Annotated in this window: 18 protein-coding genes; 12 read left to right on the forward strand and 6 right to left on the reverse strand. The window is 61.9% G+C overall.

Annotated features, from left to right (window positions below; all coding sequences use genetic code 11):
* Positions 1-5: 5 nt before the first annotated feature.
* The 6 genes from ACF8FB_RS02325 to ACF8FB_RS02350 all read left to right on the forward strand — a co-directional run bounded on the left by ACF8FB_RS02325 (position 6) and on the right by ACF8FB_RS02350 (position 6,731).
* Entirely contained in the window at positions 6-974 is a 969-nt protein-coding gene (locus ACF8FB_RS02325; protein ID WP_010952089.1) for an ABC transporter ATP-binding protein, read from the forward strand.
* The gene (locus ACF8FB_RS02330; protein WP_010952088.1) at positions 974-1,942 is read left to right on the forward strand and encodes a peptide ABC transporter ATP-binding protein; all 969 of its coding nucleotides are present in this window, start codon (positions 974-976) and stop codon (positions 1,940-1,942) included. Before ACF8FB_RS02325 ends, ACF8FB_RS02330 begins: the two co-directional genes overlap by 1 nt.
* Before the next feature lie 986 nt (positions 1,943-2,928).
* Positions 2,929-3,753, forward strand: a complete 825-nt coding sequence (locus tag ACF8FB_RS02335; protein WP_010952086.1) for a nuclear transport factor 2 family protein — start codon at positions 2,929-2,931, stop codon at positions 3,751-3,753.
* Positions 3,754-3,817: 64 nt separating this feature from the next.
* On the forward strand, positions 3,818-5,224 hold the full coding sequence (locus tag ACF8FB_RS02340; protein WP_049586433.1) for an FAD-binding oxidoreductase: 1,407 nt from the start codon (positions 3,818-3,820) through the stop codon (positions 5,222-5,224).
* A 33-nt stretch (positions 5,225-5,257) separates the two neighbouring features.
* Positions 5,258-5,599: a cupin domain-containing protein gene (locus tag ACF8FB_RS02345; protein ID WP_010952084.1), complete on the forward strand. Its 342-nt coding sequence runs from the start codon at positions 5,258-5,260 to the stop codon at positions 5,597-5,599.
* Between the two features lie 52 nt (positions 5,600-5,651).
* Entirely contained in the window at positions 5,652-6,731 is a 1,080-nt protein-coding gene (locus ACF8FB_RS02350) for a polyamine ABC transporter substrate-binding protein (protein ID WP_003248478.1), read from the forward strand.
* Positions 6,732-6,861: 130 nt separating this feature from the next.
* Here ACF8FB_RS02350 and ACF8FB_RS02355 read toward each other — a convergent pair whose 3' ends face one another.
* On the reverse strand, positions 6,862-8,445 hold the full coding sequence (locus tag ACF8FB_RS02355; RefSeq protein WP_003248481.1) for a peptide chain release factor 3: 1,584 nt from the start codon (positions 8,443-8,445) through the stop codon (positions 6,862-6,864).
* A 556-nt stretch (positions 8,446-9,001) separates the two neighbouring features.
* Here ACF8FB_RS02355 and ACF8FB_RS02360 point away from each other — a divergent pair.
* The 4 genes from ACF8FB_RS02360 to ACF8FB_RS02375 are packed head-to-tail and all read left to right on the forward strand — an operon-like array spanning position 9,002 to position 12,444.
* Complete coding sequence (locus ACF8FB_RS02360) at positions 9,002-9,715, forward strand: ABC transporter permease (protein ID WP_003248483.1); 714 nt, start codon at positions 9,002-9,004, stop codon at positions 9,713-9,715.
* Positions 9,716-9,728: 13 nt separating this feature from the next.
* A complete protein-coding gene (locus ACF8FB_RS02365; RefSeq protein ID WP_049586430.1) occupies positions 9,729-10,640 on the forward strand; it encodes a glycine betaine ABC transporter substrate-binding protein in 912 nt (303 codons plus the stop codon).
* Positions 10,637-11,290, forward strand: coding sequence for an ABC transporter permease (locus ACF8FB_RS02370; protein WP_010952080.1), 654 nt, complete (start codon positions 10,637-10,639; stop codon positions 11,288-11,290). Before ACF8FB_RS02365 ends, ACF8FB_RS02370 begins: the two co-directional genes overlap by 4 nt.
* Entirely contained in the window at positions 11,287-12,444 is a 1,158-nt protein-coding gene (locus ACF8FB_RS02375) for a betaine/proline/choline family ABC transporter ATP-binding protein (RefSeq protein ID WP_010952079.1), read from the forward strand. The genes ACF8FB_RS02370 and ACF8FB_RS02375 overlap by 4 nt, the downstream gene beginning before the upstream one ends.
* An 89-nt stretch (positions 12,445-12,533) precedes the next feature.
* Here the strand turns inward: ACF8FB_RS02375 and ACF8FB_RS02380 are convergent, their stop codons facing one another.
* From ACF8FB_RS02380 to ACF8FB_RS02390, 3 genes are all read right to left on the reverse strand, one after another.
* Positions 12,534-14,963: a TonB-dependent siderophore receptor gene (locus ACF8FB_RS02380; RefSeq protein ID WP_010952078.1), complete on the reverse strand. Its 2,430-nt coding sequence runs from the start codon at positions 14,961-14,963 to the stop codon at positions 12,534-12,536.
* 108 nt (positions 14,964-15,071) lie between these two features.
* On the reverse strand, positions 15,072-16,034 hold the full coding sequence (locus ACF8FB_RS02385; protein WP_049586482.1) for a FecR family protein: 963 nt from the start codon (positions 16,032-16,034) through the stop codon (positions 15,072-15,074).
* Positions 16,035-16,054: 20 nt separating this feature from the next.
* A complete protein-coding gene (locus ACF8FB_RS02390; protein WP_003248496.1) occupies positions 16,055-16,540 on the reverse strand; it encodes an RNA polymerase sigma factor in 486 nt (161 codons plus the stop codon).
* 507 nt (positions 16,541-17,047) lie between these two features.
* On the opposite strand from ACF8FB_RS02390, the gene ACF8FB_RS02395 reads away from it, so the two are divergent.
* Positions 17,048-18,211 (forward strand): type III PLP-dependent enzyme, encoded by a 1,164-nt coding sequence (locus tag ACF8FB_RS02395; RefSeq protein ID WP_003248498.1) that lies wholly within the window; start codon positions 17,048-17,050, stop codon positions 18,209-18,211.
* 28 nt (positions 18,212-18,239) lie between these two features.
* Here the strand turns inward: ACF8FB_RS02395 and ACF8FB_RS02400 are convergent, their stop codons facing one another.
* Both ACF8FB_RS02400 and ACF8FB_RS02405 read right to left on the reverse strand, forming a co-directional pair.
* Positions 18,240-19,010: a tetratricopeptide repeat protein gene (locus ACF8FB_RS02400; protein ID WP_010952075.1), complete on the reverse strand. Its 771-nt coding sequence runs from the start codon at positions 19,008-19,010 to the stop codon at positions 18,240-18,242.
* Between the two features lie 3 nt (positions 19,011-19,013).
* Positions 19,014-19,694 carry a Fe2+-dependent dioxygenase gene (locus tag ACF8FB_RS02405; RefSeq protein ID WP_003248502.1) on the reverse strand — a complete coding sequence of 227 codons (681 nt, stop codon included), beginning with the start codon at positions 19,692-19,694 and terminating at the stop codon, positions 19,014-19,016.
* A gap of 221 nt (positions 19,695-19,915) precedes the next feature.
* On the opposite strand from ACF8FB_RS02405, the gene ACF8FB_RS02410 reads away from it, so the two are divergent.
* A complete protein-coding gene (locus tag ACF8FB_RS02410; protein ID WP_392510965.1) occupies positions 19,916-22,207 on the forward strand; it encodes a TonB-dependent receptor in 2,292 nt (763 codons plus the stop codon).
* Positions 22,208-22,308 lie beyond the last annotated feature (101 nt).

Below are 22,308 nucleotides of genomic sequence, written 5' to 3' on the forward strand. Positions count from 1 at the left end.
ACGCCATGTCACTGTTGCAGATCAACAACCTGAATGTGCGCTTCGGCGACGCCAATGCAGTACCGGTGGTAGACGGCCTGGACCTGAAAGTGGACGCTGGCGAGATCCTGGCCATCGTCGGCGAGTCCGGCTCGGGCAAGTCGGTCACCATGATGGCCCTGATGGGCCTGATCGACGCTCCCGGGCGCATCACCGCCGACTCACTGACCTTCGACGGCACTGATATGCTCAAGCTCAGCGGCCGTCAGCGGCGCAAGGTGGTGGGCAAGGACATCGCCATGGTCTTCCAGGACCCGATGACCGCGCTCAACCCCAGCTACACCGTAGGCTTCCAGATCGAGGAAGTGCTACGACAGCACCTGGGCCTGAAAGGCAAGGCTGCACGCCAGCGTGCTCTGGAGCTCTTGAAAAAGGTCGAGATCCCGGCCGCAGAAAGCCGCCTGGACGCTTACCCGCACCAGCTGTCAGGCGGCATGAGCCAACGTGTGGCGATCGCCATGGCCATTGCCGGCGAGCCCAAGCTGCTGATCGCAGACGAACCGACCACGGCCCTCGACGTGACGATCCAGGCACAGATCATGGAACTGCTGGTCAACCTGCAGAAGGAGCGCAACATGGCGCTCATCCTGATCACCCACGACCTCGCCGTGGTCGCCGAAACCGCCAGGCGGGTGTGCGTGATGTACGCCGGCCAAGCCGTGGAAGTGGGCCAGGTGCCAGAACTGTTCGATGTGCCCGCCCACCCTTACAGCGAAGCCCTGCTCGCCGCGATCCCCGAGCACAGCATTGGCGCCGAACGCCTGGCCACCCTGCCTGGCATCGTCCCCGGCCGCTACGACCGCCCGGTCGGTTGCCTGCTGTCACCACGCTGCCCCTATGTACAGGACAATTGCCGGCGCCAGCGCCCGCCCCTCGACCCTCAGGCCCACAGCCTGGTGCGTTGCTTCTACCCGCTGAACCAGGAGGTGGCGTGATGGCCGTCGTTCTATCCGCCCGGGAGCTGACCCGGCATTACGAAGTCTCCCGCGGGCTGTTCAAGGGCCATGCGCTGGTGCGCGCGCTCAATGGCGTGTCGTTCGAACTGGAGGCCGGCAAGACCCTGGCCGTGGTCGGCGAGTCGGGCTGCGGCAAGTCGACCCTGGCCCGCGCCCTGACCCTGATCGAAGAGCCGTCGTCCGGATCGCTGCAAATTGCCGGCACCGAGGTGAAGGGCGCCAGCAAGGCAGAGCGCAAACAACTGCGCCGCGATGTGCAGATGGTGTTCCAGAGCCCCTACGCCTCGCTCAACCCACGGCAGAAGATCGGTGACCAACTGGCCGAACCGCTGCTGATCAACACCTCGCTGAGCAAGGCCGAGCGCCGCGACAAAGTGCAGAAGATGATGGAGCAGGTCGGCCTGCGCCCCGAGCACTACCAGCGCTACCCACACATGTTCTCCGGCGGCCAGCGCCAGCGTATCGCCCTGGCCCGGGCGATGATGCTGCAACCCAAGGTGCTGGTGGCCGACGAACCGACCTCTGCGCTGGACGTGTCGATTCAGGCGCAGGTGCTGAACCTGTTCATGGATCTGCAGAAGGAGTTCAACACCGCCTACGTGTTCATCTCGCACAACCTGGCGGTGGTGCGGCATGTGGCGGATCAGGTACTGGTGATGTACCTGGGGCGGCCGGCGGAGATGGGGCCGAAGGAGGACATCTACGCGAAGCCGCTGCACCCGTATACCCAGGCGCTGCTGTCGGCGACACCCGCGATTCATCCAGACCCGTTGAAGCCGAAAATTCGTATCGTCGGGGAGCTGCCCAACCCGCTGAACCCGCCGGATGGGTGTGCGTTTCACAAACGCTGCCCGTATGCGACCGAGCGGTGTGCCAAGGAGGTGCCGGCACTGAGGCAGGTGAGTACGCGGCAGGTTGCGTGCCACTATGCGGAGCAGTTTCTTTAACTGTTAGAAAACTGGGCAGCCCTCAGTGCGAAAAACAGCAGTTTGCTGCGCTGCCCAGCTGAAGTGCCAAGGCTTTTTGATTGTGGAGCTGAATCCATTTGTGGACGAGGTTGCCATTGAGGCTGTGGCCCAAGGCGATGTTTGCGATGGAGGCGCCGGGCTCGTCGCACTCTGGGCTTTGAAAGGTTTATTGTAGGTACGGCGCTGAGGATGCCTGGAAAATCCGCTTGATGGGCCAGAAATGGTGTCCACTTTTAGGTGGACACCATGGCCTTCGCCGGTTTCGTCAGGAAGATGTGTTGGCCGGACGGATACCGGGATTCGACTATCAGGGGAGTGTCAGTTTTTTTGTGTACGGGACAAGGCATTTTCAATGCTTTGATACCTGCTTGCTGACTGCAGACGCCGTCAAGCCTAATCGGGCAGATGCGTCTACAAAACTTCCAGTTTCACCACTACCGCAAATGCTGCCATGCAAGGCAACATATCAACATGACTTTTGCAAGATAGATTTGATAGTCCATTACTATGAGCACTCATATCTACAGGCCCGCAGCGAAAAATACGCCATTGGCACACTCCCCCAAAAATCTACAATTTATATACCGAAGAAAATGTCACGAGGCCTTTGGTGTTCATCAGAACACCAAACTGGATTTATTGATCTCAAGCCCGACATCCGGGCCCTGCCTTGCACACGCCTTTTGTAGCGAAGAGTTGTAGCAAAAGGGCCGCAAAGCGGCCCCCAAAATCTCAATGCATAAAGAACCAGATCAGAATGATCACCGGAATCGGCACCCCAATCATCCAAAGCAGTATCGAGCGCATGGCCTTTCTCCTTGATCGATGGTGACAAGAAAGGTGCAGCCGCCATGCCAGTTGTATCAAAAAACTACATTCATAAGAATCAAAGGCTTACCCTCCAAGCCGCCTGAGCAAACCGTGCAATATGCAGGATCCACGCCCTTGCACCTGGGTGTTCTGCAATGCACTATCCACCCATGATCGCCACCACCCTCCCCGACGGCCCCGAGCAAACCCCGCTTACCGCCGAAATCGTGCTGCGCTACCACCTCTGCTGGAAGCATCGCGACCTCGACGGTGTCATGGCGCTCTACCACCCCGATATCCAGTACCACGACTTCTTTCAGAACCGCGTGCTCGGCCATCAGGAACTGCGCGACTACGTACGCGCCTGCCTGCCCCATGAAGCCGGCGAGGACATCGTCCACAGCGACCGCATCCGCGTCGATGGCAGCACCGCATTCATCCAGTATCAGGTCACGGTCCAGGGCGGTGACGGCCTGGTTGCGTTCCAGTCCAGCGAGGCGATCACCGTCAGGGACGGGCTGATCTGGCGGGTCAACGAATACGCCACGCTGGTCCGCCAGAACGGCACAGGCCACGCCAACAGCGGTCCGCGCCCCGCCACCAGCCGCCTGGGCTTGTCGCCTCGGCAGTTGTCGACCATGGCCCAGGACCTGGAGCATTACTTCCGGCGTCAACGCCCCTACCTCGACCCGGAGCTCGACCTGCAACAGGTCGCCGACGCCAGCGGCTACAGCCGCAACCAGATTTCCTACCTGCTCAACCAGGTGCTGGGGCAAAGCTTCTACCGCTACGTCAACCAGGCACGCCTGCAGCACCTGATGGCCAGCCTCGGCGACGACAGCGTCGAGGCGACGATCGACGAGCTGGCCTTCAGTGCCGGCTTCAACTCGCTGTCGGCGTTCTACAAGTGCTTCCGCGAACACACCGGGTTCACGCCCAAGGCCTACCTGAAGCAAATTTCCCTGCGTGCACGCACGTAAGACAGCCGCCCACTGACACCACTAGCATCGCCCACAGACCTTGACGGATGTGGAGCCAAACCCGATGCAACCCCTGCGCACGCTCAGCCTGTGGATGGACCAGCTCGACGAGCCGCTGTGCGCGCGCCCGGCACTGCGCAATGACCTCGACGTTGACGTGTGCATCATCGGTGCCGGCTATACCGGCCTTTGGACCGCGTACTACCTCAAGCGCCAGGCCCCCCAGCTGAACATCGCGGTGATTGAAGCCCAAATCGCCGGCTTCGGCGCCTCCGGCCGTAATGGGGGCTGGCTGATGGGCAACCTGCTCGGCGAAGACCGCCTGCTCGGCACCCTCTCGCCGCAACAGCGCCGCGCCAGCATCGACCTGCTGCACGGCATCCCGGATGAAGTGCATCACGTGCTGCAAAGCGAAGGCATCGACTGCGACTACCGCAAAGGCGGCGTCCTTTATTGCGCGGCGCGCTACCCGGAGCAGGAACGCAGCCTGCGCGCCTACCTCGACGACTTGTATCGCCAAGGCATGACCGAGGACGACTACCGCTGGCTGAGCCCCGAGCAGCTGGGGAGCCAGCTGCGGGTCAGCAATGCGTTTGGAGCCATCTACAGCCCGCACACGGCGACCATCCAGCCAGCCAAGCTGGTGCGCGGCCTTGCCCGGGCAGTGGAGGCGCTGGGCGTATCGATCTACGAAAATACCCCGGCCATCGACTGGCAGCCGAGCGAGGTGCGTACCCCGCTGGCACAGATTCGCTGCCAGTGGATGGTACCTGCCGTGGAGGGTTACGCCGCCAGCCTGCCGCCACTGGGCAAACACCAATTGCCAGTACAGAGCCTGCTGGTGGCCACCGAGCCGCTGCCAGAGGCCACCTGGGAGCAAATTGGCCTGAGCAAGGGCCAAGCCTTCAGTGAAAGCAGCCGCCAGGTCACCTACGGCCAGCGCACTGCCGACAACCGTCTGGTCTTCGGTGCTCGCGGTGGCTATCGCTTCGGTGGGCGTCTGCGCGAGAACTTCAACCTCGACGAACACGAAGTCGAACTGCGCCGCTACCTGTTCGGCGAACTGTTCCCGCAGCTCAAACAGGTACGCATCACTCATACCTGGGGCGGCAACCTCGGCATGGCGCGACGCTTCCGCCCACACATGCTTTGCGACCGCCAGCGCGGCATCGCCCTTGCCGGCGGCTACGGCGGCGAAGGCGTCGGGGCTACCAACCTGGGTGGGCGCACCCTGGCGGCGCTGATCCTCAACCAGCACAACGAACTGACGGCGCAACCCTGGGTGCTCGACAACCGCCCGCTATCGAGCCTGGCAAGCTGGCCTCCCGAGCCCTGCCGCTGGCTGGGCTACAACGCGATCATCCAGAGCTTCGTCCACGAGGACCGGACCCTCGCCAACCCCGCCAGTGCACCGTGGAGGCGGCGCCTGGCCATCTCGGTTGCGGACTTCATGGAAGGCTTCATGCACTGACTTCCCTTTTCACTCGTACAGGATCCACCGGTCATGAGCATCACCCAGTTCAAGAACACCGAATTTGCCGTGCTCGACAGCTCCAACCCGGTCGCGGTACCGCTCGGCGAACCCGTGGCAGTCACGTCAGTCACCTGCGTGGAGCGCAGCGATGGCGTTGAAACCGGCATCTGGGAATGCACCCCAGGGCGCTGGCGGCGGCAGATCGTGCAACAGGAGTTCTGCCATTTCATCAAGGGCCGCTGCACGTTCATCCCCGACGGTGGCGAGCCCCTGGTCATAGAAGCCGGAGACGCATTGATGCTACCGGCCAACAGCACCGGCACCTGGGACATCCAGGAGACCGTGCGCAAAACCTACGTGCTTATTTTCTGATCCGCTGATCGCCTGCCTTCGATAACAACAGACAAAGCAAGGTAAACCCGACATGCGCACCTTCCTCCTCGCCCCCCTGATGCTGGCCGCCAGCGTGGCCAGCGCCGCTGAAACGGTGAAGATCTACAACTGGTCCAGCTACGTGGCCCCCGATACGTTGAAAAACTTCCAGCAAGCCAGCGGCATCGTGCCGACCTATGACGTGTACGACAGCAATGAAACCCTCGATGGCAAGTTGATGACCGGCAATTCCGGCTACGACGTGGTGTTCCCCTCCAACCATTTCATGGCCCGGCAGATCCAGGGCAAGGCCTTGAAGCGCCTGGACAAATCCCAGCTGCCTAACTGGCACAACCTCAACCCGGTGCTGCTCAAGGCGCTGGAGGTGAACGACCCGGGCAACCAGTACGGCTTCCCGTACCTGTGGGGCAGTACCGGTATTGGCTACAACATCGACAAGGTCAAGGCGGTGCTCGGCGACAACGCGCCCGTGGACTCCTGGGACCTGATCTTCAAGCCCGAGTACATGAGCAAGCTGAAAAGCTGTGGCGTCGCGGTGCTGGACAATGGCCCCGAACTGCTGCCGATCGCCCTGCACTACCTGGGCTTGCCCCATCACAGCCAAGACCCCAAGGACTACGAGAAGGCCAAGGACCTGCTGATGAAAGTGCGGCCTTACATCAGCTATTTCCACTCGTCCAAGTACACGGGCGACCTGGCCAACGGCGATATCTGCGTGGTAGTGGGGTTCTCAGGGGATGTGCTGCAGGCGAAGAACCGCGCCGACGAGGCGAACAATGGCGTGAAGGTGGGCTATTCGATACCCAAGGAGGGCGCGCCGATGTGGTTCGACATGGTTGCCATGCCCGTCGATGCGCCGGATGAAAAGGCCGGATATGCCTACATGAACTACCTGCTGCAGCCGGAAGTGATGGCCAACATCAGCAACCACGTCCAGTACGCCAACGGCAACCTCAAGGCGGACGGGCTGGTGGACCCGGCGATGAAGGGTAATACGATGATTTACCCGAGCGACGAGGTGATGGGCAAGCTGTATGCGCTGGAGGCGATGCCGGCGAAGATCGACCGTATTCGTACGCGAATCTGGACCAGTATCAAAGCCGGAAATTGAAATGGGGCCGCCTAGCGGCCCTTCGCGGGCACGCCCGCTCCCACAGGTATCACATGACCTCCAGGTCTGGTGATTCCTGTGGGAGCGGGCGTGCCCGCGAAGGGCCGCTAGGCGGCCCCGATTTCAGGCCTTAATGGTGCTCGCGGGTAGCGCGGAACTTGATGTCCGGCCAGCGCTCTTCCATCAGCGCCAGGTTGACCCGGGTCGGCGCCAGGTAGGTCAGGTGACCGCCGCCGTCGATGGCCAGGTTTTCCATGGCCTTGGTCTGGAATTCCTCGAGCTTCTTCTTGTCATCGCAACTGATCCAGCGCGCCGACCAGACGGTGATAGGCTCGTAGGCACACTCCACCTTGTACTCTTCCTTCAAGCGGCTGGCGACCACGTCAAACTGCAGCACACCGACCGCACCCAGGATGATGTCGTTGCTGCGCTCAGGGAAGAACACCTGAGTAGCACCTTCTTCGGCCAGCTGCTGCAGGCCTTGACGCAGTTGCTTGGATTTCAGCGGGTCTTTCAGGCGTACGCGGCGGAACAGCTCCGGCGCGAAGTGCGGGATACCGGTGAAGCCCAGCGCTTCGCCTTCGGTGAAGGTGTCGCCGATCTGGATGGTGCCGTGGTTGTGCAGGCCGATGATGTCACCGGCAAAGGCTTCTTCCAGCTGCTCACGCTCGGAGGAGAAGAACGTCAGCGCATCGCCGATACGCAGGTCTTTGTTCAGGCGCACGTGGCGCATTTTCATGCCTTTCTCGTACTTGCCCGAGCAGATGCGCATGAAGGCGATACGGTCACGGTGTTTCGGGTCCATGTTCGCCTGGATCTTGAACACGAAGCCTGTGAACTTCTCTTCCACAGGCTCCACGGTGCGCTCGTGGGCCACACGGCCAAGCGGACGCGGCGCCCAGTCGACCACGGCGTCGAGCACGTGGTCGACACCGAAGTTGCCCAGTGCAGTACCGAAGAACACAGGGGTCAGCTGACCGTTGATGAACTCTTCCTGGTTGAACTCGTGGCAAGCGCCCTGCACCAGCTCCAGTTGCTCGACGAACGAATCGTACTGGTCGCCCAGGTGCGCGCGGGCTTCGTCCGAGTCCAGCTTCTGGATGATCTTGGCTTCGGTGCGCTCGTGGCCGTGGCCCGGGGTGTACACCACGATGTAGTCACCGGTCAGGTGGTACACGCCCTTGAAGTCGCGGTAGCAACCGATCGGCCAGGTGATTGGCGCGGCCTTGATCTTCAAAACGGCTTCGATCTCGTCGAGCAGTTCGATCGGGTCGCGGATGTCTCGGTCGAGTTTGTTGATGAAGCTGACGATGGGCGTGTCGCGCAGGCGGCACACGTCCATCAGGGCGATGGTACGCGGCTCTACACCTTTACCGCCGTCGAGCACCATCAGCGCCGAGTCCACCGCGGTCAGGGTGCGGTAGGTGTCTTCCGAGAAGTCTTCGTGGCCGGGGGTGTCGAGCAGGTTGATCATGTGCTCGCGGTACGGGAACTGCATCACCGAGGTGGTGATGGAGATGCCGCGCTGCTTCTCCATTTCCATCCAGTCGGAGGTGGCGTGGCGGTCGGACTTGCGCGACTTCACGGTACCGGCGACGGCAATGGCCTTGCCCATCAGCAGCAGCTTCTCGGTGATGGTGGTCTTACCGGCGTCGGGGTGGGAAATGATTGCGAAAGTGCGGCGCTTCGCGACTTCGGCGGCCTGGTTGGTCATGGGAAATCGCCTGACTGGGGGATTTGAAAGGGGCAGTATCATACCTGAAGTTGGGCCTGGACCAAAATCTGCCGAATGAATGGCGCCTGTGCCGGCCCCTTCGCGGGTAAACCCGCGCCTACAGGTACGACACAGGGTTCGGATGCGGTGCAGTCTTCGTAGGAGCGAGTTTACCCGCGAAGAGGCCGGCACAAACAAAACAAACCCAACAGGCAATCGCTTTATCACGACAAATAACCAAAACGCAGTTATTTCAACGCCTGCAGCACATCAAGTCGCTGTTTTTCTCGCCCAAAAACCCGCAACCCAGCGATTAACACTGGCCAAATGCCGCCTCAGATGGGAACCTTTACGCCCACGGAGACGTCCACTCCCCTGCAACCCGCTTCGGTTGGGGACTGGTTTCATCAGCATTTTCGGGCCCGACGGGGTTCGGCTCATGGCCTGATCGCAGCCCTCGGTTTGCATCACGCTGCTACTCGCGAACACACCACCCGCCGCCAGGACTGGCCGGCAACCAAGAAGTGTGCTCGCCGACTACACAAGGAGTCCACCTGTGGCTAAACGCTACGGAAAGGGGCTGTTGGGATGGGCCGCCGTGCTCGTCATCCTGGCCCTGCTGGTCCACTGGATCGGCATCGACACGATCGCGCGTTATCGCGACGATCTTGGGTTCTACCTGCAAGCGCACCTGGTATTGGTGCTGGCTTCGATGGCGGCGGCGCTGGCCGTGGGCATCCCCGCCGGCATTGCGTTAAGTCGACCGCACCGGGTCGACAAAGCCGAGCGCTTCATGCAGTTCTTCAACGTTGGCAACACCATCCCCCCTCTGGCCGTTCTGGCCATCGCCCTGAGTATCCTGGGCATCGGCGCCGGGCCTGCGATCTTCGCACTGTTCCTCGCGTCCCTCCTGCCCATCGTGCGCAACACCTACGAAGGCCTGAAAAACGTCCCCGCATCGCTCAAGGAAGCCGCTACCGGCATTGGCATGACCCCGCGCCAGCAACTCTGGCAAGTGGAACTGCCCAACGCCGTGCCGATCATCGTCGGCGGCGTACGTGTGGCCCTGGCGCTGAACGTGGGCACCGCACCGCTGGCGTTCCTGATCGGTGCCAACAGCCTGGGCAGCCTGATCTTCCCCGGCATCGCCCTGAACAACCAGCCGCAGCTGCTGCTGGGGGCCGCCTGCACCGCGCTACTGGCACTGGTACTGGACGCGGCGGTGAGTTTCTCCAGCAGGCGCTGGCTGGAACGTGGCCTGGCCCAATAAGGATAGGAAACGCATGAAGAAGAGAATCGCCTTGCTGCTGGGCGCGGCCCTGCTGTTCGCAGGATTTGCCCAGGCAGCGGAAAAACCGCTGATCCGCATCGGCGCGCGGGTGTTCACCGAACAGACCGTGCTCGCCGAAATCACCGCGCAGTACCTGCGCGCCAATGGCTTCGATGTGCGTGTCATCGGCGGGCTTGGCAGCAGCCTCGCACGTCAGGCCCAGGAAACCGGCCAGCTCGACCTGATGTGGGAATACACCGGGGTGTCGCTGGTGTCCTACAACCACATCGATGAGCGTATGCCCAGCGCCGAGGCCACCTACGCCAAGGTCAAGGAGCTGGATGCCAAAAAAGACCTGATCTGGCTGACCCCGTCGAAATTCAGCAACACCTATGCCCTCGGCTTGCCGAAGCAGGTCGCCGAGGCCTACCCGCAGATCAACTCGATCAGCGACCTCAACCAGGTGCTGCGCGACGAGCGCAAGCGTAATCACCTGGTGGCTCTGGACACCGAGTTCGCCAACCGCCCCGACGGCCTGGTCGGGCTCAAGGAAATGTACGACCTGCAGGTCGGCCGCGCCAACATCCGCCAGATGGACGCGGGCCTGGTCTACACGGCCATGCACAACAACCAGGTGTTCGCAGGCCTGGTCTACACCACCGACGGTCGCCTGAGCGCGTTCAACCTCAAGCTGCTCGAAGACGACAAGCACTACTTCCCCGACTACACCGCCGCCCCGGTGGTGCGCAAGGCCGTGCTCGACGCCAACCCGCAACTGGTCGCCCTGCTCAAGCCACTGGCCGAGCAGCTCGATGACGAGACCATGCGCCAGCTCAATGCCAAGGTTGACGTAGACCACCAGAACCCGACCGCAGTGGCCGCCGCATTCCTGCGAGAGCATCCCCTCAAGGAGGTACAGCCATGAGCCTGCTCGACACGTTCGCCCACCTCGACTGGGCCCAGGTGCTGCAACTGACCTGGCAGCACATCATGCTGGTCGGCATCGCCGTCGGCCTGGCGATCCTCGTTGGCGTGCCGCTGGGCATCCTGATGACCCGCTTCCCGGCAGTGGCCGGCCCGCTGCAGGCCAGCGCCACAGTGCTGCTGACCATCCCATCGATTGCGTTGTTCGGCCTTCTGCTGCCGTTCTACTCCAAGTTCGGCCAAGGGCTGGGCCCCTTGCCGGCGATCACTGCCGTGTTTCTTTATTCGCTGCTGCCCATCCTGCGCAACACCTACCTGGCCCTGACCAATGTCGAGCCCGGTATCCGTGAAGCCGCGCGTGGCATTGGCATGACCTTCGGCCAGCGCCTGCGCATGGTCGAGCTGCCCATCGCCGTACCGGTAATCCTCGCCGGCGTGCGCACCGCCGTGGTGATGAACATCGGCGTCATGACCATTGCCGCCACCATCGGCGCCGGCGGCCTCGGCGTGCTGATCCTTACCTCCATCAGCCGCAGCGACATGTCGATGCTGCTGGTCGGCGCCGTACTGGTCAGCCTGCTGGCGATCATCGCCGACCTGCTGCTGCAAACCCTGCAACGTGCCCTGACTCCAGAAGGACTGCGCTCATGATCGAACTGAAGAACCTCAGCAAAACCTTCAACGTCAACGGCAAGGACGTCAAAGCCGTCGACTCGGTAAGCCTCACCGTCAATGAAGGGGAAATCTGCGTGTTCCTCGGCCCGTCGGGCTGCGGCAAGAGCACCACGCTGAAAATGATCAACCGCCTGATCACGCCCACCTCGGGCCAGGTGTTCATCAATGGCGAAGACACCACCGGGCTGGACGAAGTTACCCTGCGCCGGCACATCGGCTATGTGATTCAGCAGATCGGTCTGTTCCCCAACATGACCATCGAGGAGAACATTACCGTGGTCCCGCGCCTGCTTGGCTGGGACAAACAGAAATGCCACGAGCGGGCTCGCGAGCTGATGCACATGATCAAGCTCGAACCCAAGCAGTACCTGCAACGCTACCCACGCGAGCTGTCTGGCGGCCAGCAACAGCGTATCGGCGTGATTCGCGCCCTGGCAGCAGATGCACCCGTGCTGTTGATGGACGAGCCGTTCGGCGCGGTCGACCCGATCAACCGCGAGATGATCCAGAACGAGTTCTTCGAAATGCAGCGGGCGCTGAACAAGACGGTAATCATGGTCAGCCACGACATCGACGAAGCGATCAAACTGGGCGACAAGATTGCCATTTTCCGTGCCGGCAAGCTGTTGCAGCTGGATCACCCGGATACCCTGTTGGCGCACCCGGCGGATGATTTCGTCAGCAACTTTGTGGGCCAGGACAGCACCCTCAAACGCCTGTTGCTGGTGCGTGCCGAGGATGCAGCGGACAACGCGCCGTCGGTGAGCCCGGAAACACCGGTGGGCGACGCGCTGGAGCTGCTCGATGAGCACGACCGCCGCTACGTGGTGGTGACCGATGCGCAGAACAAGGCGCTGGGCTATGTGCGCCGGCGCGACATGCACCGCCAGCAAGGGACGTGTGGCGATTTCCTGCGGCCGTTCAATGCCACCGCGTCGCACGATGAGCATTTGCGCATCCTGTTGTCGCGCATGTACGAGTTCAACCGCGCGTGGTTGCCGGTGCTGGATGCCGAGCAGGTGTTCCTGGGCGAGGTGACGCAGGAGTCGATTGCCGCGTACCTGAGCTCGGGGAGATCGCGGGGGGCGAAGAGCAGTATCGTTTCGCCGGCCGAGGCGGTGGTTTCGTAATCGCCGGGGGCGCTTTGCGCCCCTTCGCGGGTAAACCCGCTCCTACAAGAGCGAGCGAAGGGCCGCAAAGCGGCCCCGACAGTCTCGGATCAAAACCCAACACTGGCCTGCACGTAGAAGGTCCGCGGCTCCCCCACGTAAAGGCCGGCATTGTTGTCACTGGAGCGGGTGAAGTACTGCTTGTCGAACAGGTTCTTCACCCCCGCCGCCAGCTTCAGGTTGGACATGTCCGGCCCGAACTCATAACCGCCACGGGCATGCCAGGTCACGTAGCCTGGAATATCGCCATACTGCCCGTCAGCACTCGGCTCGGTGATGTAGTCGCCATTGAAACTGCCATCGGCATTGATCCCGGTTCCCGGCGCACGCTGCTTCGATTGGGCATAGGCGTCCAGGTTCCAGGTCCAGCGGTTAACTGCGTAACGCACCCCGGCAGTGGCCACCTGGCGTGAATAGAACGGCAGGTCTCGGCCCTTGAACCCTGGAATATCCCCTTCATAGGTCGCGCGGGTATAGGTGTAGCCACCGCTCACCGACAGCCCGTCCAGGCGCGGGTCCAGCCCGGCCAGGTCATAACGCACCGAAGCCTCGATACCCTGGTGCTTGGTCGCACCGAGGTTGGTCCAGCCCACGTCGTTGCTGATGTACTGCAGCTCATCATCGAAGTCGATGTAGAACGCCGTCAGCTCACCGGCAAAGCCGCCATTGTCATAACGGGTACCGATTTCGTAGGTCTTGGCTTTTTCCGGCTCCAGGCCATTGGCCGTACTGTTGCCAGAACCGCCCTGGCCCAGCTGGAAGTACTGCAGGCTACCGAACGACGTCTCGTAGTTGGCGAATACCTTCCAGGCATCGGAAACGTGGTACATCACGCTCAGTGCCGGCAAAGGCTCGTTGCTGGTGATGCTGCGCTTCTTCTCGGCTACCGGGCGGTTGTTGGCGTCCAGCACCGGGCGGTCGCGCCAGTCGGTATTGATGTGCTCGAAGCGCACGCCAGGGGTGATGGTCCAGTTGCCCACGTCGATCTTGTCGTCGATGTAGTAGGCGCTGGCCTCGGTGCCACCGCTGCGGTCCTGGAACACGTGGCCGTCGGAAGTCGGGGTCACCGTCGGCACGTTGTCGATCAGCGCCAGGCGAGTCGACTGTTCGCGCATCGCTTCCTTCAGGTAACGGTAACCGACACTGACTTCCTGGGTGGTTGGGCCGGCAAAGAAGATGCGCGACACACGGGGTTCAATGGCGAAGGTGTGGTAGTTGCGCGGGTACGACGACAACGTCTTCATGTCCCGCGAGGCTATTGTGCTGCCGCGGAAGCTGTCGGTGTAGTAGGTCAGCACTTCGAACTGGGTGGCATCGTCGAGCTGCCGCTGCCATTTGAACGACACATCCTTGCGCCGGCCCGCGAAGTAGTCGTAATCGCGCAGCGACTGGTACGGGTTGCTGTCGTATTGGGCCTGGGTCAAGCCACCCGGCATGTCGGCACGGCCATCGTAATAATGGAAGTTGAGCCAGAACTCATCGACATCGGTTGGCGCCCAATGCGTCTTGAGGATAACGTCGTCGATGTCGTTGCCGTTGTTGCTTTCACGGTAACCGTTGCCATTTACCCCGGTGTACAACAGCGCCACGCCCATGCCATTGTCGGCCGTGCCACCGACGAAGGCTGACTCGGTGTGTTTCCAGCCACCGTGCTGAGAGGTCTCCAGGGTGGTGGACAGCTCTGCCGAGGCCTTTTCCGGAATCGCCCGGGTTACAAAGTTGATCACGCCGCCCACGTTCTGCGGGCCATAGCGCACCGAGCCGGCACCGCGCACGACGTCGATGCTGTCGAGGTTGCCAGAAGAAATCGGTGCCATCGACAGCTGTGGCTGGCCATACGGCGCGAAGGCGGCCGGGATGCCATCGATCAGTACCGTGGAGCGCGGCGACAGGCGCGAAGTGAGGCCGCGTACGCCCACGTTCAGCGACAGGTCGCTGCCACCGGTCCCGTTGGAGTCCTGCACTTGCACGCCGGGGATGCCGCGCAGCACGTCGCGCACGTTCATTGCGCCCTTCTCCACCATTGCCTCGCGGCGTACCACAGTGCGTGCCCCAGGGTGGTTCTGTACCACGCTCTGCTGGGCATCACCCAGCCAGTCACCGACCACCTTGATGTCGGTGGGTGCCAGCTCCAGGCTGCCGCTGCCCAGGTCAAGGGTAGTCGGCAGAGGCTTCACCACAACGGTGTCCCCGGTCATCTCGAAGGTGAGCCCGCTGCCTTGCAACAGCTGTTGCAGCGCCTGCACCGGCGCGAGGTTGCCCGATACCGCCGGGGCCTGTTTGCCGGCGACCAGCTCGGGGCTGAAAAACAGCTGCAGGCTGGTCTGCTGGCCGAGCTGGTTCAGCGCCGAATCCAACGGCTGGGCCTGGATCTGGAGGGTATTGCCGGCCTCTGCGGCCTGGCTGTCAACGGCCACGGTGCTGACCGCCAGGGCCAGCGCCAGGGCGCGAAAGCGTGGGAAGGGTTTGTTGTTGTTCACGTCGTCGAAACATCCTGGAATGCGGAATAAACGCCAACCGCGTGCAAATGGAAATGCTTGGCAGTTGCAGCTGGCGAGGAAGACGAACGAGTGAAAAAAAACCTGAATCTATTTGGCGATTATTTCGCTGGAGCCGTCTTCATGGGCTTTGATGGCCACCGGGAGGATGCTCGGCAAGGCCCGCAGCAGAGCGTCTGTATCGTTGGTACTGAAGGTGCCGGACAGGCGCAGCCGCGCGACTTTCCCAGGGGCGACCCGCAATGGCTGGCGACGGTAGCGCGAGGTTTCGGCCACTACTTCGGCGAGGGTTGCGTTGTCGAACACCAGCTTGCCCTGTCGCCATGCGGTAATGGCGCCGGTGTTGACCGCATAGGGTGCGGCGACCAGGCCCTGTGCATCTATATGCGACCCCTGCCCGGCCGTCAGTTGCGCCGGCGAGTCGCCCTTGCCCTGCACCCGCACCGACCCCTGTTCCACCGCCACACGGGTGCTGGCTGGGTCCAGGCGGACGTCAAAGCGGGTACCTGTGACGATCACACTGCCCTGGGCAGTGTCGACCACAAACGGCCGGTTACTGTCATGGGCGACGCTGAACATCACTTCACCAGCGTTCAGGCGCACGTGCCGCTGGCCGGCGCTGAACTCGACCTGCAACTGCGTGTTGCCATTGAGCTCCAGATGCGAGCCATCCGGCAGTTCGACCTGACGGCGCTCATTGAAGGCCGTCTGCAGGCTGCCCTGATGGTTCAGTTGCAGGTGGTGCCAGCCGCTCCAGCCCAGGCCCAGCGCCACTACCGCGACACTGGCGGCCAACGCCTGGCGCATGAAACGCCGTCGTGGCAGTTGCTGCACCGGGTCTGGCCGGCACAGCGCCTCCAGGTGCTGGCGTGGAATGAAGTCGGCGGCCTGCCACACGCGGCAGAGATGCTCATATTCTTCCCGGTGGTGCTCGTCGCTCGCCAGCCAGGCATGCAACTGCTTGTGCAGCCCGGCATCCCGAGGTGCGTCCTGCACGCGGGCGAACCATGCGGCCGCCTGCTCGCGGACGGCATCGGTACCGTGCTGTTTCATCGAAAAGGCCTCCTGACTCTTCATGCCGACACATCCAGGTGCTCACGCAGGTGCCGAAGCGTGCGGATCATATACTTTTCGACCATGTTCTTGCTCAACCCCATGCGCTCGGCAATCTCGGCCTGGGTCAGGCCTTCGAGCTTCTGCCAGATGAACACCTGCCGGCAGTTGAGAGGCAGCTCGGCCAGGGCCCGCTCAACGCTGTCGGCCAGCTCCAGGGCATGCACGTAGGCTTCCGGGTCGCCACTGCCGGTTGCGCCTTCTTCGAAGGCTTCCCGCTCCAGGGCCTGGCGCCGGTCTTCGCGACGGAAGCCATCCACAGCGATATTGCGCGCAGCCTGATGCAGGTAGGCGCGTGGCTGCTCAACCTGCTCGCGCGGGGTTTCCAGTACCCGGACAAAGGCATCGTGGGTGAGGTCCTCGGCCTGCTGACGACTGCGCAGCTTGCGCGTCCAGGTGCCGATCAGCTCATGGTAGTGGTCGAGGAAGCCTTTGTGTCCGGACACGGTCGGGGGTCATCAGGGAGGCAGATAAGGGTGCGAATAGTAATGTTTCTCATCAAAAGCAGCAAATCCGCCAGTCGGTAACAAAAAATTTATGGGCGATTTCCTGTACGGGGGTACCAGGAAAATGTGGCCATAAATATGAACACCTCCGGCCCTTTCGCGGGCAAGCCCGCTCCCACAATGAACGGGTATCCCCTGTAGAAGCGGGCTTGCCCGCGAAGGGCCCAACACGCTCCATTCCACAATTTTTTACGCTTGAAAGATCGCAGGGAACATCAGCCGGTCACACGAGTCGGTTATTCAAATGGCTGGTCGTCGATCCACGTCGATCACGCCCGGATTGCCTGTTGATTCTGCATTCTTCACGCCCTAAAGTGCGCGCCGAACGTCCATGCTGGAAACGATCCATCCGGCTCAAGTACTGAGTAGGCGAACCAAAGTGGGGATACGGAGGACGTTCAGTTTGCAGCCACTTAATCTTTCAGTTTGCCCATGGAGTCCCTGAGCATGTCGATCCAGGTCGAAGACTATTTCGCGCGTGAAACCTTCCAGAAAATGAAGGCGTTCGCTGACAAGCAGGAAACCCCGTTCGTACTCATCGACACCCAGATGATCAGCCAGGCGTACGACGACCTGCGCGCCGGTTTCGAATTCGCCAAGGTCTACTACGCGGTCAAGGCCAACCCGGCCGTTGAAATCATCGACCTGCTCAAAGAGAAAGGTTCGAGCTTCGACATCGCCTCGATCTACGAGCTGGACAAAGTGATGGGCCGCGGTGTCAGCGCCGACCGCATCAGCTACGGCAACACCATCAAGAAGTCCAAGGACATCCGCTACTTCTACGAGAAGGGCGTGCGCCTGTACGCCACCGACTCGGAAGCCGACCTGCGCAACATCGCCAAGGCCGCACCGGGCTCGAAAGTGTATGTGCGTATTCTGACTGAAGGCTCCACCACTGCCGACTGGCCACTGTCCCGCAAGTTCGGCTGCCAGACCGACATGGCCATGGACCTGCTGATCCTCGCTCGCGACCTGGGTCTGGTGCCATACGGCATCTCCTTCCACGTGGGCTCGCAGCAACGCGACATCAGCGTGTGGGACGCCGCCATCGCCAAGGTCAAGGTAATCTTCGAACGTCTGAAAGAAGAAGACGGCATCGAACTGAAGCTGATCAACATGGGTGGTGGCTTCCCGGCCAACTACATCACCCGTACCAACAGCCTGGAAACCTACGCCGAAGAAATCATCCGCTTCCTCAAGGAAGACTTCGGTGACGAACTGCCGGAGATCATCCTCGAGCCCGGCCGTTCGCTGATCGCCAACGCCGGCATCCTGGTCAGCGAAGTGGTGCTGGTCGCACGCAAGTCGCGTACCGCCGTCGAGCGCTGGATCTACACCGACGTGGGCAAGTTCTCCGGCCTGATCGAAACCATGGACGAAGCCATCAAGTTCCCGATCTGGACCGAGAAGAAAGGCGAAGCCGAGGAAGTGGTCATCGCCGGCCCGACCTGCGACAGCGCCGACATCATGTACGAGAACTACAAGTACGGGCTGCCGCTGAACCTGGCCATCGGTGACCGCCTGTACTGGCTGTCGACCGGCGCCTACACCACCAGCTACAGCGCAGTGGAATTCAACGGCTTCCCGCCGCTGAAGGCTTACTACCTGTAATGCACGACGGGGCCGAAAGGCCCCGTTTTCATGTGTGCTCTCCTGTACCGGCCTCTTCGCGCCGATCGATTTCCTCGGCATACCGCGCCGCAAAGGCCATCAACACCGGCCCCGCGTCCTGCAGGGTTACCAACGCAGCACGCAGGAAATTCATGTTCCCCGCAACCCGGGCCTGCTCCAGCCACTGCCCTGCCTCGGCCAACTGCCCACGCTCGACCAGCACCAGCGCCAGGCTGAACATCCCACGAAAATCCCCCGCCTCGGCCGAACGCCGATACCAGCGCACCGCCCGCGCCGGGCTGGGCGCCGTGGCAATGCCCTGCTCCAGGTAACGCCCATACAGGTTCATCGACTTGGCATGCCCCAGCTGCGCAGCCTTCTCGTAGCACATCAGTGCCTGCACCTGATTGGCCGGCACCCCACGCCCGGTCGCCAGAAGGTTGCCCAGGTTATATAGGCCCCAGTCCAAACCAGAATCGGCCGCACGGGCGTAGTGAACGGCCGCCTGCACCAAATTCACCTCGCCACCCCAGCCATGCTCCAGGCAACGCCCGAGCATGTTGTGCGCCATGGCACTGCCACCCTGTGCAGCGATACCGAACCAACGCCGGGCAACCGTGGCATCCTGCTGGATGCCACGCCCATCCAGCAGGATCTGCCCCAGCAGCAACTGCGCCTCGACCACACCCTGCCCCGCTGCCGCCAGAATCGCCTGGGCGGCCTTGCCGGGAGTTTCCTCGAGCATGGCCTGCAAGCCGGCCACATCCACCACTTCCTCACGTCGCAGCAGGTAGGACACGGCTCAGACCTCAGCCCAGCGGCGCAGCAAATTATGGTAGGTGCCCGTCAGCTGCAAAAGCGAAGGATGGTCCGGCACATCGGCAGTCAGTTGCTGGATTGCGTTGTCCATCTCGAACAGCAGCGCCCGCTGGCTGTCATCGCGCACCAGGCTCTGGGTCCAGAAGAATGCGGCATAACGTTGGCCACGGGTCACCGGGTTGACCTTGTGCAGGCTTGTGCCGGGGTACAGCACCATGTCACCGGCGGCCAGCTTGATCTGCTGCACGCCATAGGTGTCCTGGATCACCAGCTCACCGCCGTCGTAGCTTTCCGGGTCGCTGAGGAACAGCGTGGAAGACAGGTCGGTACGCACCCGCTCCGGGCTGCCCTTGGGCTGGCGCAGGGCATTGTCGATGTGGAAACCAAAGTTGCCGCCATCGCGGTAGCAGTTGATCAGCGGCGGGAACACCTTGTGCGGCAAGGCTGCCGACATGAAGCGCGGGGTCTTCCACAGGCGGTCGATCAGCGCAGTGCCGATTTCCTTGGCCAGTGCATGGCCTTCCGGCAGCTGCAGGTTGTGCTTGGCCTTGGCCGACTGATAACCCGCCGTAACCTTGCCATCGGCCCAGTCGGCCCGCTCCAGCGCCTCGCGGATACGGGCCAGTTCATCAGCGTCGAACAGGCCTGGAATGTGAAGCAGCATGGCAACAGCACCGTTAGGAAATGTAAAGGCGCAATGATATTGATTCCCTTTTACGCTACACAAGCCCCATTCGCCGCTTAAGACGTTTCAGCGGCATGAAACCGTAAAGACAAATTGTAAAGATTGTAAATTCTTCACGAATGGTAACGACTCTCAATTGTTAGTCAAAATTGCTTACATTAAGATCCACCGCCTCAATACCTTGGGGAAGGTTCTTTGCAATGCGCCAGTACGTACCATCTGCTGTGAGTTCGCCACGCCTGATCGTGTCTGCCATCGGTGTCGCCCTGAGTGCCTCGTCGGTATATGCCGCCGATCCGGCCGCCAACAGCGCCATCACTCTCGATGCCACCAGCGTCAACGGCAAGGCTGAACAAGCCAGCACCGATTACAAGGTGGAGAAGGCCGCCTCGCAGAAGTACACCGCGCCGCTGGTAGACACCCCGCGCTCGGTAACCGTTATCCCGCAGCAAGTGATCAAGGACACCAACGCCCTGACCCTGCAGGATGCCCTGCGCACCGTGCCCGGCATTACTTTCGGCGCTGGCGAAGGCGGCAACCCGCAAGGTGACCGCCCGTTCATCCGCGGCTTCGACGCCCAGGGCGATACTTACCTGGACGGCGTGCGTGACACTGGCGCCCAAACCCGCGAAATCTTCGCCATCGAATCTGTTGAAGTGGCCAAGGGGCCGAACTCGGCCATCGGTGGCCGCGGCGCGGCCGGCGGTACCATCAACCTGGTAAGCAAGCGCGCGCATCTGGGCAACTCGCTGGACGGCGCCTGGACCTGGGGCAGCGACCAGACCCAGCGCTACACCTTCGATGGCAACTACCAGTTCAGCGATACCGTTGCCGGTCGCCTGAACCTGATGACCCACGAAAGCAACGTCGCCGGCCGCGACAAGGTCAACTACGACCGCTGGGGTATCGCCCCGTCGCTGGCCTTTGGCCTGGGCACGCCGACCCGCGTCAACCTTGACTACTACCACCTGGAAAGCGACGACCTGCCGGATTCGGGCATCCCTTACACCATCCCGACCAACGGCAGCGCCGGGCGCACCTCGGCACACCCGAGCAAGCCGAATGATGGCGGCGACAGTGACAACTTCTACGGCCTGACCGGCCGCGACTTCCGCAAGACCCGAGTGGATATCGCAACCTTCGCCGTCGAGCACGACCTGACCGAGTCGCTGACCATCAAGAACACCCTGCGTCACGGCAACAGCATGCAGGACTACATCCTGACCCAGCCCGACGACAGCAAGGGCAACGTCAACAACGGCAGTGTCTGGCGCCGCGCCAACACCCGTGTCGGCAACACCGCCACTACCACCAACCAGACCGATCTGTTCGGCGAGTTTTACGTTGGCGGCATGAAAAACAGCTTCTCGACCGGTATCGAACTGAGCCGTGAAGAGAGCGAGCGCTCAAGCTACACCGTCGACACCGACACCGTGCCAGGCGGGTCTGCCAACAGCAACTGCACCCCAGGCATGATCGGCGCCACCAGTGGCTATAACTGCACTTCGCTGAGCAACCCGAACCCGGATGATCCGTGGAACGGTGCCATCTCGCGCAACTATGCCGGCACCACCACCAACAGCAAGACCCGTGCAATCTACGTGTTCGACACCCTGGAGCTTACCCCGGAGTGGCTGGTCAACATGGGCCTGCGCTACGACCACTTTGACACCGACTACAAGACCTACAACGCCGCTGGCACCACCACCGCCAAAGGCAAAGATGTCAGCGAGTTCGTCACCGGCCAACTGGGCCTGGTGTGGAAGCCGGCCGAAAACGGCAGCATCTACGTCTCCTATGCCACCTCCGCAACGCCACCAGGCGCCATGCTCGGCGAAGGTACCGAAGGCAACCCGCTGGGTGGCACCCCGGACCGTAACGGCAACCTGCTGGCCAGCGACATGGAGCCGGAAGAAACCACCAACTACGAAATCGGCACCAAATGGGACCTGCTCGACCAGCGCCTGTCGCTGACCGCTGCGCTGTTCCGCACCGAGAAGGAAAACGCCCGCGTCCAGGTGGACACCACTACCTACGAGAACGTCGGCGAAACCCGCGTGCAGGGTATCGAGCTGTCCGCCAGCGGCAAGCTCACCGACAAGTGGCAGGTGTTTGCCGGCTACACCTACATGCAGGCTCGCCAGATCGACGGCGGCCCGCTGGGCAAGGCCAACGACGGCAATCAGCTGCCGAACACGCCGAACAACAGCGCCAGCCTGTGGACCACCTACTCGATCACGCCAAAGCTGACCGTGGGCGGTGGTGCGTTCTACGTGGATGACGTGTACGGCAGCGTGGCCAACACCACCATGGTCGACAGCTACGTACGCTACGACGCCATGGCCGCCTACAAGCTGACCAAGAACGTCGACCTGCAACTGAACGTGCAGAACCTGACCAACGAGGTGTACTACGACAAGGCCTTCTCCACCCACTTCGCCAACCAGGCGGCCGGGCGGACTGCACTGTTGACCACCAGCGTGCATTTCTGATGTCGGGATTGGGTTGATCCGCTAGAAGGGCTGCTCCTGTGGCGGCCTCTTCGCGGGCTTGCCCGCTCCCACAAGTCCACCACAACCTTCAAACCCTGTGG

It is taken from the genome of Pseudomonas sp. yb_2 (assembly GCF_043103905.1).
Taxonomy (GTDB): Bacteria; Pseudomonadota; Gammaproteobacteria; order Pseudomonadales; family Pseudomonadaceae; genus Aquipseudomonas; species Aquipseudomonas alloputida.

Coding starts and splice junctions, on each gene's coding strand:
- ACF8FB_RS02370 (WP_010952080.1), top strand. CDS start 10,637: ATGAGCCTGCTCGACACGTTCGCCCACCTCGACTGGGCCCAGGTGCTG.
- ACF8FB_RS02330 (WP_010952088.1), top strand. CDS start 974: ATGGCCGTCGTTCTATCCGCCCGGGAGCTGACCCGGCATTACGAAGTC.
- ACF8FB_RS02395 (WP_003248498.1), top strand. CDS start 17,048: ATGTCGATCCAGGTCGAAGACTATTTCGCGCGTGAAACCTTCCAGAAA.
- ACF8FB_RS02350 (WP_003248478.1), top strand. CDS start 5,652: ATGCGCACCTTCCTCCTCGCCCCCCTGATGCTGGCCGCCAGCGTGGCC.
- ACF8FB_RS02405 (WP_003248502.1), bottom strand. CDS start 19,694: ATGCTGCTTCACATTCCAGGCCTGTTCGACGCTGATGAACTGGCCCGT.
- ACF8FB_RS02375 (WP_010952079.1), top strand. CDS start 11,287: ATGATCGAACTGAAGAACCTCAGCAAAACCTTCAACGTCAACGGCAAG.
- ACF8FB_RS02410 (WP_392510965.1), top strand. CDS start 19,916: ATGCGCCAGTACGTACCATCTGCTGTGAGTTCGCCACGCCTGATCGTG.
- ACF8FB_RS02335 (WP_010952086.1), top strand. CDS start 2,929: ATGCACTATCCACCCATGATCGCCACCACCCTCCCCGACGGCCCCGAG.
- ACF8FB_RS02340 (WP_049586433.1), top strand. CDS start 3,818: ATGCAACCCCTGCGCACGCTCAGCCTGTGGATGGACCAGCTCGACGAG.
- ACF8FB_RS02385 (WP_049586482.1), bottom strand. CDS start 16,034: ATGAAACAGCACGGTACCGATGCCGTCCGCGAGCAGGCGGCCGCATGG.
- ACF8FB_RS02365 (WP_049586430.1), top strand. CDS start 9,729: ATGAAGAAGAGAATCGCCTTGCTGCTGGGCGCGGCCCTGCTGTTCGCA.
- ACF8FB_RS02355 (WP_003248481.1), bottom strand. CDS start 8,445: ATGACCAACCAGGCCGCCGAAGTCGCGAAGCGCCGCACTTTCGCAATC.
- ACF8FB_RS02345 (WP_010952084.1), top strand. CDS start 5,258: ATGAGCATCACCCAGTTCAAGAACACCGAATTTGCCGTGCTCGACAGC.
- ACF8FB_RS02325 (WP_010952089.1), top strand. CDS start 6: ATGTCACTGTTGCAGATCAACAACCTGAATGTGCGCTTCGGCGACGCC.